Annotated in this window: 10 protein-coding genes; 4 read left to right on the plus strand and 6 right to left on the minus strand. The window is 39.0% G+C overall.

Translation table 11 applies throughout. The features are described from left to right. Positions 1-314 precede the first annotated feature (314 nt). Positions 315-1172 carry a tetratricopeptide repeat protein gene (locus tag P20429_RS00685; RefSeq protein ID WP_007587107.1) on the minus strand — a complete coding sequence of 286 codons (858 nt, stop codon included), beginning with the start codon at positions 1170-1172 and terminating at the stop codon, positions 315-317. 111 nt (positions 1173-1283) lie between these two features. On the opposite strand from P20429_RS00685, the gene P20429_RS00680 reads away from it, so the two are divergent. Then, positions 1284-2594: a M20 family metallopeptidase gene (locus P20429_RS00680; RefSeq protein WP_007587109.1), complete on the plus strand. Its 1311-nt coding sequence runs from the start codon at positions 1284-1286 to the stop codon at positions 2592-2594. 76 nt (positions 2595-2670) lie between these two features. On the opposite strand, the gene P20429_RS00675 is transcribed toward P20429_RS00680, so the two are convergent. From P20429_RS00675 to pomA, 4 genes are all read right to left on the minus strand, one after another. After that, positions 2671-4611, minus strand: a complete 1941-nt coding sequence (locus P20429_RS00675) for a DNA topoisomerase III (RefSeq protein ID WP_007587111.1) — start codon at positions 4609-4611, stop codon at positions 2671-2673. A gap of 70 nt (positions 4612-4681) precedes the next feature. Beyond that, positions 4682-5170: a hypothetical protein gene (locus P20429_RS20035; RefSeq protein ID WP_010554575.1), complete on the minus strand. Its 489-nt coding sequence runs from the start codon at positions 5168-5170 to the stop codon at positions 4682-4684. 151 nt (positions 5171-5321) lie between these two features. Further along, positions 5322-6242, minus strand: coding sequence for a flagellar motor protein MotB (locus P20429_RS00670; RefSeq protein WP_007587113.1), 921 nt, complete (start codon positions 6240-6242; stop codon positions 5322-5324). 2 nt (positions 6243-6244) lie between these two features. Further along, positions 6245-7012, minus strand: a complete 768-nt coding sequence (gene pomA / locus P20429_RS00665) for a flagellar motor protein PomA (protein ID WP_007587114.1) — start codon at positions 7010-7012, stop codon at positions 6245-6247. 321 nt (positions 7013-7333) lie between these two features. Here pomA and P20429_RS00660 point away from each other — a divergent pair, with 321 nt between their 5' ends. The 3 genes from P20429_RS00660 to dxs all read left to right on the plus strand — a co-directional run bounded on the left by P20429_RS00660 (position 7334) and on the right by dxs (position 10434). Continuing rightward, positions 7334-7576 (plus strand): exodeoxyribonuclease VII small subunit, encoded by a 243-nt coding sequence (locus P20429_RS00660; protein WP_002961738.1) that lies wholly within the window; start codon positions 7334-7336, stop codon positions 7574-7576. 2 nt (positions 7577-7578) lie between these two features. Then, positions 7579-8466, plus strand: coding sequence for a (2E,6E)-farnesyl diphosphate synthase (ispA, locus tag P20429_RS00655; RefSeq protein ID WP_007587115.1), 888 nt, complete (start codon positions 7579-7581; stop codon positions 8464-8466). A 105-nt stretch (positions 8467-8571) separates the two neighbouring features. Beyond that, positions 8572-10434 (plus strand): 1-deoxy-D-xylulose-5-phosphate synthase, encoded by a 1863-nt coding sequence (gene dxs / locus P20429_RS00650; protein ID WP_007587116.1) that lies wholly within the window; start codon positions 8572-8574, stop codon positions 10432-10434. A 73-nt stretch (positions 10435-10507) separates the two neighbouring features. Here the strand turns inward: dxs and P20429_RS00645 are convergent, their stop codons facing one another. Then, entirely contained in the window at positions 10508-13594 is a 3087-nt protein-coding gene (locus tag P20429_RS00645) for a ligand-binding sensor domain-containing diguanylate cyclase (protein WP_007587118.1), read from the minus strand. Positions 13595-13620: the final 26 nt, after the last annotated feature.

The raw sequence follows: 13620 nt of genomic DNA on the forward strand, positions 1-13620 counted from the left end.
CTTTTGGAAGATTTAAAACCGAAGTTTTATTTAACTCTCTGAGTTGTTCCTGCCTCGCTATGCATTGGCGTTTACCGTCTCAGTGGGGTCGCATTATAGGGAGCGGCGGATTTTACGCAAGCGTTATTTGCATAAAATAGTAATTAAAATTAAGCCCCAAGCAAGCACACATGATAAGCACAAGTTACCCACAAAAATCTGTTGATAACTCTTGTTTTTACATAGCTAAACCATTCTATAGCTTTTAATTAAAACCCTGAAAATACAAAAAGCACCTTATATAGGTGCTTCTCAAAAGTAATAGTTATTAGAATCTAGTATAAAATACTATATAACTTGCGACGATACTTTGCTGCGAGTGCGTCGCCATCAGGTAAAGAGGCAATAATGGCTAAAAAGCTTGGTTTCGCTTCATTGAAATTCAGATCTTTTTGCAGCACTGTAAATAGTATATCCAATGCTTCTTCTTTTCTGCCTGCTTCATTGAGTAAAATACTGAGCTCTTCTTTTAATTCTAGGTCATTTGGGTACTTTTCTACTTGTTGTTGCTTTTCTTTAATCTCTGGTGAGTCTTTTGCTTCAAGCGCAGCTTCGCATTTTGCTTTTATATTATTAAAGTAAGCATCTTGCTCTTGTACGTCTATTGTATTTATAAGCGCTTGGGCTTCATCTACCTTGTGAATTTGAATACATATGTCTGCTAGCACTAATTTGATACGTGCATTACCGCTGTCTATTTCATAAGCTTGCTTTGCATAATTAAATGCAGCATTTAAATCTGACTTTAATAACGCTTGCTTTGCTTGTTCTAACAGTAAGTCTTGTTGTGCAGGTAAATGCTTTGCTAGGGCTTCGCGTATTTGTGCTTCGCTTTGAACACCTGCAAGTAAATCTACTGGTGCAGAGTCTTTTAATAATACAAGGGTAGGCAGTGTTTGCAGACCAACTTGTTGCGCAAGTTGAGATGCGAGTGCTTGCTCTGCATCGCAATCTAGGTTTGCTACTACTATATAGCTTGCATATTCTGCCGCTACTTTATCTAAAATTGCAGCCTGTCCGATACAGTCAGGACTTTGAGGAGAGAAAAAGTTAAGCAACACCAATTTTTGTTGTGATGTTTCACCGAGTACTTGTTGAAGGTTTTGCACATTAATACTAACTATGTTGCTCATTGAATTGATTGCCATATTCATCTATTTAGGTTTTTATATGGTGGTGAACATAATAATTACAAGTCATATACCTAAATCATCCGGTATACATATTCAACAATGAGGGAAAACATGAAATTAACTTATCTAAGTGCAATACTTTTATTAGCAAGCCCATTAGTACAAGCAAATGGACTCGATTTGAATTTAAGCAAAACCATGCCAGCTATAGAAAAGTTTTACCTCGATTTACACCAATCGCCAGAGCTTTCTTATCACGAACAAAAAACGGGTAATAAAATAGCGGATAAATTAACTCAGCTGGGTTTTAAAGTAACAAGTAATGTAGGTGGCTTTGGTGTTGTCGGCATTTACAAAAACGGAAACGGTCCAACCGTGATGATCCGTACTGACACCGATGGCTTACCTATTATAGAGCAGACAGGAAAGTCCTATGCCTCAAAAGTTAAAGTAATAGACGAGCATGGTGCTAAAGTAGGTGTAATGCACGGTTGTGGCCACGATATTCACATGAGCTCTTTTATTGGTACTGCTGAGCAATTAATAGTACACAAAGATCAATGGAAAGGCACTTTGATGATGGTTGCACAGCCTGCCGAAGAAGTTGGTGGGGGTGCTAAAGCCATGTTAGGGGTAGGACTATTTAGTAAATATGAAAAACCTGATCATATAATTGCTTTGCATGTAAGTGCTAGCGTCCCCGCTGGTAAGGTATCAATGAAAAATGAATACACTATGGCAAGTGTAGATTCTGTCGATATTACAATTAAAGGTAAAGGTGGTCATGGTGCTTACCCGCATACAACTATAGACCCTGTGGTTATAGCTGCACGCACAGTACTTGCTCTGCAAACAATCACAAGCCGAGAACTTTCACCGCTAGAACCTTCGGTTATTACGGTTGGGTCTATTCATGGTGGCTCAAAACATAATGTGATTTCGGATGAAGTAAAACTACAACTCACTCTCAGAAGCTATAACCCAAATGTTAGAAGTGCTCAAATAGCAGCAATAAAACGAATCACGGCAGGTATTGCACAAAGTGCTGGCTTAAATGAATCAAACTACCCTGTAGTATATGTACATGAAGATGAATCTATTCCATCTACTTATAATAACCCTGCACAGACAGACATTGTTAGAAACTCTATTGCCAGCGCAATTGGTGATACTAATGTGCTTGAAACACAAGCTGTAATGGCGGGTGAAGACTTTGGCCTATACGGACGCACCGATGAAAATATCCCGATTACCTTATTTTGGCTAGGTGGCGTAAACCAAACACAATATGCAGATTCGATAAAAACAGGTGAAGTACTCCCTTCCCTACACTCTAGTAAATTTGCACCAGATTATAAAGTTGCCATTCCTACCGGAATAAAAGCAATGAGTAACGCTGCTGTTGCTTTATTTAATAAATAATCTGAATTCTGGACAATAAATCTATCTCAAGCAGAGTTCAGGTTAAGTAATATCGTTTAATAAAATGGCTCTGTAGCTAACTAGCAACAGAGCTTTTTTTATAACTCGACTTTTTAAGGGTCGCTTTTCCACCTCGTTTAGCAAAGCGTTTTTTAGGTGAGCTTTTTGGTAACCTTGCAAATGCATTGCTATCGCAGTTTGCTGCTAATTGTACAAACCCATTTAGCTCAGCAAGTAAAGGCTGTAAAAATTGCTGATAACTCATTACTTGCTGCGCGATATCACCTAAGCTCGATTCCCACTTTGCGGTTAAATCAGGACTCGCTAAACCTTGTGGTAATACGCTAATAAGGGCAAGTCCCGTTTCGGTCGCTCTAATTGACTTACCTTCACGTTTTAAAAAACGCCGCTTAAATAGCAACTCGATTATTCCCGCACGTGTTGCCTCCGTACCTAAACCATCAGTGTCTTTTAATACTTTTTTAATTTGTGGATCTTTAACATAACGACTAATGCCGGTCATCGCAGCCAATAATGTAGCATCGGTAAAATAAGCAGGGGGTGATGTATGCTTTTCGACTACTTCGCCTTGCTCACAAAAAAGAGACATACCTTTTGTTAAAGGAGGTAACGTAGCTTCATCTTTTAATTCAGACTTACCCATTAATACCTTAAAGCCTAAGCTTACATCTTGTTTTGCATTTGCTTTAAATAATCCGCCAGCGATTGTTATCTCTGCTTTAGTTTCGTTATATATATAGTCGGGATAAAACTGAATTAGGTAATGGCGGCTTATTAATTGATATACCTTCGCTTCGTCACCGCTCAAACTCGCTGACTTTAACTGCTTAGCTGTAGGCACAATGGCATGATGGGCAGCCACTTTTGAATCGTTAAAACATTTACTACGCTTTTTTACATCAGCCCCATTTACTAATTCACTGTTTTGCCCACCATTAGCACTTATAGCTTTAAAAATAGCAGATGCATCTTGATGGTGATCTTTAGGTAAATAACGATTATCAGAGCGTGGGTAAGTAATTAGTTTATGACGTTCGTAAAGTATTTGGCAAATATCCAACACCTTTTGAGCTGGCATACCAAATGCTTTAGCCGAATCTATTTGCAGTGCAGATAAATTATAAGGTAATGGAGCACTTTGTTTTTTTTGTTTTTGGTCAAGTGAAGTAAGCTCAGCACTTTGCTTTGTAATGCGTGAAGCAACATTTTGTGCGAGTGCTTTGTTAAGTATTCGCCCTTCTTCATCTTGATGTGGCTCACATGCTTTACTAGGAACCCACTTAGCTATGAATGGCTGGTTATCTGGAGTAAGTAAATGCGCCAGTACATCGTAAAAAGGCTTAGATACAAAGTGTGCTATTTCGTTATCTCTATTAACAACAAGACCTAAAATAGGGGTTTGTACTCGCCCTACCGAAAGCACATTACCAAACCCTGCTTTTTGCCCAGCTAGTGTGTATGCACGTGTTAAATTCATACCAAATAGCCAATCAGCACGAGAGCGCGCTAAAGCAGATACACTTAGCGGAATAAAATCTCGATTAGAACGCATAGTACCCAGTGATTTTTTTACCGCCGATAAGTTTAAATCACTAATGAGTAAACGTTGCGTACTCTGCTTTTTAGCCTGACTTATTTTAGCTTCTTCAATTACTTGATCGACTAGTAGCTGGCCTTCACGGTCTGGATCGCCAGCGTGAATAAGTTGCGAGGCTTGTTTAATTAATTTTTTTAAAACAGTGAGCTGTTTGCGAGTTTTGGTTTTGGCTTTTAACTTCCACTGTTCAGGTATTATAGGTAAGTGTTCAAACTGCCACTTTTTAAAGCGCTCATCGTAATCATCGGGTTCTGCTTGTTCTAGCAAATGTCCAATACACCACGATACACAATCGCCATTAGCGACTTCTATATAACCATCATATTTTTTATGTGGTTTTGGTAACGCATCAGCAATAGCGCGTCCAAGTGAAGGTTTTTCTGCAATGTAGAGTTTCATAGCCTGCTCATCACTGTTTATATAAACAGTAGTCTAGCACAGCTATTTTAAAGGAGGGAACTTTTTGTAACTATTGGCTAGCTGGGCTTTTTTTGTCTTTTGTTAAAATATAAATAAGCGGAAGATAACAAACAACAACGGTGCCTATATTAATAAATGGCAATAAGGTTTTATAAATGTATGTACTATAAGAAAGATCCCATAAATGGCGGTCGACTAATCTAAATAGCTGTAAAATTGGTGCCATAATAACAACCAATTGACCTAATACGCATTGCCATAAATAAACCTTATCTTTTAAACCCAGATATGCGATGAGTGCCATCCAAGCAATATCATTAAGGGCCCAAACAAGGTATCGATAAACATAAATCCCATTATCAAACTCTTTCAAGTAAGGATGAATAATGGTTCCATATAAAAAAAAAGCGGCTGTAATTAAAGCGAAACGCAGGGCCAAATAATCTTTTCTAAAATAAAAGATGAAAATAGCAGGGCTTAAAATAAACACCCAACTAGTATCTAATATCAATATAGTCTTTAAAAACCATTCAGGCATTAGAGTTAATCAAGTTTTTTTTCATCATCGTCATTACCACCGCCATTTCCTGGCATATGACTAAACTTATCGACCTTTTTCATAAACTATTCCGTTACATTTGTTAAAGAAAGCATACTTTATGATAAATAAGTGTGTTTGCCAATAAAAGTTATCTTACATCTATAGGAGCTGACTCTTTTGCTTTACCTTGTAATATAGATATTTCTACTCGGCGATTCCTGCGGCGATCTTCATCGGTGTCATTCGGTACAAGTGGTCGTGTTTCAGCTCGACCAACCACCATCATTCGCGTTTTATCAAATCCTTGGACTTTTTGCAGTTCACTTGCAACGGCTACAGCACGCTTTGATGATAGGTCCCAATTATTAATATATAACTCATTTGATACCTGAAAATCATCTGTATGGCCAGATACTGTTATTTCACCGGGTACATCTTTTAACAGCACACCGATATCTTGAATTATAGGTTTAAACTTAGGTTGTAAAAATGCACTACCAGAAGGAAATGAACCATTCTCTCTAATGCGAATAATTATTTGCTGCCCTAAAGACTCAAGCTCAATTGCGCCATCGATTATTTGCTTTTCAAGCTGCTGCGCTATCTTTTTAACAAGCTCGTTAGTTTGCTCCTGATCGGCTGCTGAAGTTGCTTGCTCAGAAGATTCTTCTTGTGAGGTACTACGAGATTCGCCACCGCGTTTATCCCCGCGCTGTTCTTGCCTGCCGCCTGCTGAGCTTTCATCGCCAGCCTGAAACTCTAACATTTGTTGAGTCATTTCGACTGTTTGCTGCTGAATGGTTTCTATTGGGGTTGGCTCTGGTTTGCCTGGGGTAAACTCCATGGCAATAACAGAGGTCCCTTTAGGGATGTCTTTTACTTCAATTTTATTCTGCACACCAAAAGCAAACTTCATAGAGCCCGCAATTTGTTTAAACTTAAGTACATCCATTTCTGAAAACGCGAGCAAGAGTACAAAAAAGCACATTAACAGTGACATTAAATCGGCAAACGTTCCCATCCATGCAGGTAGACCTGGTGGTGGGCATTTGCACTCTTGATCAGACATAGTTACTCCTCGGTATCTACTTTGCGTTTAGATTCAGCTAAGTAATTTTTCAAAATACCTTCGATTACTTTTGGATTTTGACCATCTTGTATACCTAAAATAGCATCCAAAATTAAACGCTGATTCATCGCTTCCTCGTCTTTACGCAGTTCAAGTTTTACCTGAATAGGAATTGCCACAACATTGGCTAAAAACGCGCCATATAAAGTTGTTAATAGTGCTACTGCCATTGCCGGACCGATTGCCTTTGGGTCATCCATGTTAGACAACATTGCAACCAAACCAATTAGAGTACCAATCATACCCATTGCAGGCCCTATATCAGCTAACGACTTAAATAAACCCGCGCCCAATTCATGACGAGTCGTGGTTAGAGAAATATCTTTTTGAAGTGTAGCGCGAACTACATCTGCGTCGTGGCCATCAACGAGCATATCGACGCCTTTGCGCATAAAGGGGTTTGGAATTTCAGCTTCTTCGAGTGCTAAAAAACCGCCTTTACGAGCTGAATCAGCAAGTTCTACTGCTTTTTCGATAAGTATTTCTGGCGTTTCGATTTTAAACATAAACGCTTTGGCAACAACTTTACCTATCCCCAAAAATTGCGACATAGTGAAGTTTGATAAAACAATAAAGAGTGAACCACCAAATACAATAACCACAGACGGGGTATTGTAAAACATAGCCATTTCACCGCTACTACTCATAAACATAGACATGACAATTAAGCCAATTGCGCCTAGGATCCCGATTATGGTTGCTAAATCCACATTTCCTCCAGAAGTTTCATGCTTAATGGCCTTATCATAAACTTTTATTATTAACTGCTTATCGGCAACATATTGAATTGCTTAAGCCATTTTTATAAATAAACATAAAAAGCAGCCTTTAGCACTATCTTAGATCAAGTTATAAAGGCTACCTAATTATCAATTGATTTATTAAACCAACAGACCGCTATTAAGGCTTTATTAATGCACTTGAAATATAATTTAACGTTATAAAGGTAAAAAACCAATATCATCCTTTGACCTAGTTTAGCATTCCCCCTAAAATTGACCCCTAAATTTATTATGTAAGCTGAAATAAAGATGGCGACTAAAAAACCTGAAAACTTAAGTTTCGAACAAGCACTAGAAGAATTATCTACAATCGTTAGTGACATGGAACAAGGTGACTTATCGCTTGAGCAATCGTTAAAGCAATTTGAGCGTGGAATTGCATTAGCAAGTGCTTCATCAGGGAAATTACAGCAAGCAGAACAAAAAGTATCAATTTTGATGGGGAATGGCGAAAAGTCAGTACTTACAAACTTTGATAATGATATGGAATAGCTGTGAGCATAAAAAATCATATTGAACGTGCTCAAAAAGATGTAGTAGCGACCTTACAACAGCATTTTAACCAGCCTCTCGATACAGAAGAAACGGTAAAGAACGCCACCCAGTATGGATTATTTAATGGCGGTAAAAGATTACGTCCATTTTTAGTTTATGCCACAGGTAAAATGCTCGGCGCAAACCATCAAGACTTAAACGTACTTGCTGCTGCAATTGAGTGTATTCATAGCTATTCGTTAGTCCATGATGACTTACCAGCAATGGACGATGACGACTTACGCCGCGGACGCCCTACTTGTCATATAGAGTTTGGCGAGGCAAATGCAATTTTAGCCGGTGATGCTCTTCAAACTCTTGCTTTTGAGCTTATTGCGAATCACAAATTTGAATGCTCATCACAAACACAAGTAAAAATGATTGCTACACTTGCCCACGCATCAGGCCTTCAGGGTATGGTTGGCGGACAAGGCCTTGATATAGCAGCAACTGATAAAGTAATTACCGTACAAGAGCTTGAGCGAATACATAAGCTAAAAACCGGAGCTCTAATTAATTGCGCAATTACACTTGGTGCACTGTGCAGTGAAAAGGCTGATCAACAAACCTTAGAAAATTTAAGTGTTTTTGGGTATGCTATAGGGCTAGCATTTCAAGTACACGACGACATTTTAGATGTTGAAGGCGATACAGTTATTTTAGGAAAGCCACAAGGCTCCGATATTGCCGCGAATAAAGCGACATATCCGGCGTTATTAGGTATGCTAGGCGCTAAAGAAAAGGCGCAGAATTTAATACAACAAGCCCATGAAGCGTTAGCAAATATAGATGCTGACACAACACTTCTTGCGTCGCTAGCAAATTATCTAATTGAGCGTGACCACTAATTTTTGCTCATACGTATTGCAATTAGCACTGACATTATTACTCAACATTAATTATTCGTAAAAGCTTTGAATTAATTAATGTTAGCGAAGGATATATATAAAACCATGACACTTGATAGTAGCAAGTATCCATTACTTAATTTGGTTGACGAGCCAGCCCAATTGCGTGACTTAGCGCAAGACAAACTCCCTGCATTTAGCAATGAGCTGCGCGATTATTTACTCAACTCAGTATCGCAAAGTAGCGGTCATCTAGCGTCTGGTTTAGGGACGGTTGAACTAACCGTTGCCCTGCATTATGTTTATAACACTCCAGACGATCGCCTAGTTTGGGATGTGGGTCATCAAGCTTATCCGCATAAAATTCTTACTGGTCGTCGCGAGCAAATGCACACCATTCGCCAAAAAGACGGTTTGCACCCTTTTCCTTTTCGCGATGAAAGCCAATACGATACGTTTAGCGTAGGCCATTCAAGCACCTCTATTTCAGCTGCCTTAGGTATGTCTATTGCCGCACAAAAAGAAGGTAAAGGTCGAAAGTCTGTAGCCATTATTGGAGACGGAGCTATAACCGCAGGCATGGCATTTGAAGCGATGAATCATTTAGGTGATGTAAAATCAGACATGCTTATTATTTTAAATGATAACGAAATGTCGATTTCTGAAAATGTTGGCGCATTAACAAATCACTTTGCTCGAATTTTATCAGGTAGCTTTTATACTAACATTCGTGAAGGTAGTAAAAAGTTACTCTCAGGAGTGCCTCCGGTAAAGCAACTTGCCAGTAAAATGGAAGAGCACATTAAAGGCATGATGATCCCGGGTACCTTCTTTGAAGAATTAGGCCTAAATTACATTGGTCCCATTGATGGTCACGATGTAAACATGCTTGTAGATACATTACGTAATATGCGTAATTTAAAAGGCCCACAGCTTTTACATATAAAAACCCAAAAAGGTAAGGGCTACAAACCGGCTGAAGCCGATCCTATTGGCTATCATGGTGTACCAAAATTCGATCCGAGCACAACTAGCCTACCTAAATCTAAACCTAGTGCTGCTACTTTTTCAAAAGTATTCGGCGATTGGTTATGTGATATGGCCGAACAAGACAGTAAGTTAATGGCTATCACGCCTGCAATGCGCGAAGGTTCAGGCATGGTACGTTTTTCTAAAGAGCATCCAGATCAATACTTTGATGTAGCTATTGCTGAGCAGCATGCCGTTACTTTAGCCGCTGGCTTTGCCTGTGAAGGTTTAAAACCTGTTGTTGCTATTTACTCAAGTTTTTTACAACGTGCGTATGACCAATTAATACATGATGTTGCACTGCAAAACTTACCTGTATTATTTGCCATTGACCGCGCTGGTATTGTTGGAGCCGATGGTGAAACTCACCAAGGTGCGTACGATTTAAGCTTTATGCGCTGCATTCCAAATATGGTAATTATGGCACCAAGCGATACCAACGAATGCCGCCAAATGCTATACACCGGTTATAAAGCAAACTGCCCTGTTGCAGTTCGTTATCCTCGAGGTAGTGCAGGTACTGCAGACATTGAAAGCACTATGCAACTGCTTGAAATAGGTAAGGCAGATACAATTAAGAAAGGCAGTAAAATTGCCATTTTATCGTTCGGTACATTACTTGAAAATGCACAGCTTGCTGCAGATGAATTAGATGCAACGCTTGTTAATATGCGTTTTATTAAACCACTTGATACCGCACTTTTAAATGAGCTTGCAACTAGCCACGATGTAATTGTTACGCTTGAAGATAATGCGATTGCTGGCGGTGCCGGCTCTGCAGTTAACGAATTCTTAGCAACGCAAAAAGCTGATATTAATATCCTTAACTTAGGTATTCCTGATGAGTTTATTAAACACGGCACCCAAGATGAAATGCACGATGAAATGGGGTTAGGCGAGCAAGGAATATTAACCGCTATTAAAGCGTTTATTAATTAACTTCCTATACATCTAAAGTTGAGCATATTAAAAAAGGAGCCTAGGCTCCTTTTTTAATATCAAATATTGCTGATCAGCGCATCCACACTTTAATATCAGCTAGGCCATTGCTTTGTAAAATACCTAATTGTTGATCAACGTTAGAATTTTGTTCAAACTCAAATGCATCAAGCTGATCATCAAACGTAATATTTGCAACACCATCACCACCGCGCTTTTTAACTTGGTGCAATGAAATATCAGCTAAATTAATAGATGTTTCCCAGCTAATTACCTGCCCACCCAAAAGTGGTAATGGATAAAATGACCAACCAATTGATGCCGTGATATTAGTTGTTTTGCCATTTGGTAATTGGAATGAATTAGCCGCTATTACTTTACAAAGATCTGAAGCATAGCTGTCTATTTTATTGCATTTAAAATCACGTAATAATAGTAAAAACTCATCACCACTCCAACGTGCCACATAGTCAGAACCCTGCGTACGCGAATTTAATAATGCAGCCATTTGCTGTAAGCAGCTATCACCTGCAATTGGGCCATAGGCATCATTAATACGGCTGAAATTATCAAAGTTAATAATTACCAGCACCAGTGACTTGCCTTGTGCCTGCAGCGATTGTGAATTACGTTGAAAGTGTTCAATATCTTTAGGGAGTTGATCAAACAAAAAGCGACGGCTACGCAGCCCTGTTAGCTCATCTGAGTGACTAACTAATTTAAGCTGTGAATTCACTTGGCCTAATTTATCATTAGCTTGACGAAGCTCTAAGGTACGCTCGGTGATCAAGCCCTCTAATGCTTCTTGTTTTCTACGCTCTTGCGCTCTAAATACCCAAAAAATGAGATAAAAAAGCAAAATAAAGCCACTGGTAATTAAAAGCCTAAAGTAAATAGTTTCGTCAAAGCGCTCAGGCACTACAAAACCGTATTCTACTTCTTGCGCTTTAGTCCAGTCTTCACCTTGGCGCTTCGCTTCTAGCTGAAACAAAAACGAGCCTGGAGGCAAGTTAGTATAAATAGCTTCACGTCGCGTATTAGCATAGCGCCAGTCACTATCTAAGCCACTTAGTTTATATCTAAATTCAATACTGTTTGGTGCATAATAATCAATAGCTGTGTAAGTTAGCGTTATATCACGCTCGTCTGTTTCTAATGATGGTTTTTTACCAAGCGCAGCGGTGGTTAAATGACGAAGTGGTGTTGTTATTGTTTCTATTGTTGGCTTTAATGCAAGCACACCAAATAGCTCTACATTTTTAGGTATTTCAACAACACCTTGTAAGCTTGGGTACCAAATAGAATTGCCGGTGTCTGCTACCGCATCATGCCCAAGCCCACTACAACATTGATTCGCTTTACCATCGAGTTGACGGTCAAAAGATGAAATCACTTCTTCAACTTTTAAGCTTTTTATCTCTGTTTTAAATTGCTCTACAGGCATTCTGTAAACACCTTTCATGGTGCTTACCCAAACATGTTTTAACTTTTCATCATATTCTAGGCTAAATATAGACCCATACGGTAAACCATTAGCGGCATCGAGTTGACGCCACTGCCCTTGCGTACTTCTGTAAAAAAGCCCATCGTTAAGAGAGCCGATTAAAATACCCACGCCATCTATATGTAGCACGCTAGTTACGTATGCACTTTCAAGTGTTGTTTGGTCACCAATTTTTTCAATGCCACGGTCTGTAAAGTAATATGCGCCTTTACTAGTACCAATCACACCAAAGTTTGTTTTATCCAATACGTAGGTAATAAACTTACTACCTAAAAAAGCGTTATATGCAAAAGGCGTTAAACCAGCATAATTTAATCGATATAAACCGCGTCCGGTACCAATCCAAAAACCGCCTTTACTAGAGCGACTTATTGCAAATACCGGGTTATCGCGAAGCGCTCGACCAGGGACGGTATAGAGTGTCTTGTTTTCAAAAACAAATAAGCCGCGCCCCGTGGCTATATATAATCGTTCACCATCGAATTGTAGATCGTGTACTGACGCGTATCCATATTTACTACTTGGAACTAAATTAATAAAACTTTTATCTAAATCGAAATAACCAATGCCGCTTTTGTTAGCAACCCACAGTTTTCCATCAGGAGCTTGGCTGATAGCCATAACAGACTCGGTCATATCTGAAACAGCTGAATGCCTTTCTACTCGCCCTTCATGGGCAAGCCATAAGCCTTCACTAAAACTTGCTAACCAAACGTTATTTTTATCATCTCTAAAAATATCAGCAAACCATATGCTTTGATCAAGTTGGCTTGGTTCTACCCATTGCCACTCACCGGTTTTATCTCTAAATAATAAACGTCCATAAGTCGAAACCCATAAGCCACCATCGGTATCACTCATAAACTTATAAACGGCTGAGTTATTTGCATTAGGTAAAGGAAAAGGTCTTAGTTCGTCATCTAAATCTAAAAAGTATGCACCTAGCTCAGAGGCTATATACAAATTACCGTTTAAGAATGATAAATCGTGCACTATGGTTTGCGCTAAGCGCTCTGGTAACGATATTTTAGCGGTAAGCTCTAAACGTAGTTTAGAGAAATCTGATGAGTTTTTAGTAAGGCGTAATAAATGACGATCATTAACCAGCCAAATACCTTCAGGAGAGAGTGCCATTTGGCTAACAGAGCCAACAATTTGGGTAATTACGGTAGCATTAACAATAGGTAGGGGACCATTTACTTGAGTGCGTAAATCAACTTGCCCTCTATCTACATAGTATAAACCATTAGCCGCAATCCATATGCTGCCTTTAGAGTCCTCAAGAATATCTCTTACCGGACCTTTAATATTAAATTCTTGTGCTGCAAATGTGGCTGGATTAATAACTACCAAGCCACTTTTAGTACCTACCCATAATAAGCCACTAGAATCGACTAAAAGTTTATTAATACCATTACTAGGCAAGAACGGGCTATTTTGCGTGTTGTAGTTTGTAAATGTTGTGCCATCAAAACGGCTTAAGCCAAACTGAGTACCCAACCACATATAGCCTTGCTGGTCTTGTACTACGCTTTTAAGTGATTGCGAAGGTAGACCATCTTTTATATTCCATTGCTTAACTACGTAATCACTAATTGAAGCCCAACTTGGTGTCGCGCACAACATCAGTACACAAACCAGTAAAAATCGCATCATATTGCTGCCACCTAGTTAAACAAATC

Source organism: Pseudoalteromonas sp. BSi20429 (assembly GCF_000238895.1).
GTDB lineage: Bacteria > Pseudomonadota > Gammaproteobacteria > Enterobacterales > Alteromonadaceae > Pseudoalteromonas > Pseudoalteromonas arctica.

What these genes read in the sequence shown, in the direction of transcription:
- P20429_RS00685 (WP_007587107.1), bottom strand. Translation starts at nt 1,172, where the DNA reads ATGAGCAACATAGTTAGTATTAATGTGCAAAACCTTCAACAAGTACTC.
- P20429_RS00680 (WP_007587109.1), top strand. Translation starts at nt 1,284, where the DNA reads ATGAAATTAACTTATCTAAGTGCAATACTTTTATTAGCAAGCCCATTA.
- P20429_RS00675 (WP_007587111.1), bottom strand. Translation starts at nt 4,611, where the DNA reads ATGAAACTCTACATTGCAGAAAAACCTTCACTTGGACGCGCTATTGCT.
- P20429_RS20035 (WP_010554575.1), bottom strand. Translation starts at nt 5,170, where the DNA reads ATGCCTGAATGGTTTTTAAAGACTATATTGATATTAGATACTAGTTGG.
- P20429_RS00670 (WP_007587113.1), bottom strand. Translation starts at nt 6,242, where the DNA reads ATGTCTGATCAAGAGTGCAAATGCCCACCACCAGGTCTACCTGCATGG.
- P20429_RS00660 (WP_002961738.1), top strand. Translation starts at nt 7,334, where the DNA reads ATGGCGACTAAAAAACCTGAAAACTTAAGTTTCGAACAAGCACTAGAA.
- dxs (WP_007587116.1), top strand. Translation starts at nt 8,572, where the DNA reads ATGACACTTGATAGTAGCAAGTATCCATTACTTAATTTGGTTGACGAG.
- P20429_RS00645 (WP_007587118.1), bottom strand. Translation starts at nt 13,594, where the DNA reads ATGATGCGATTTTTACTGGTTTGTGTACTGATGTTGTGCGCGACACCA.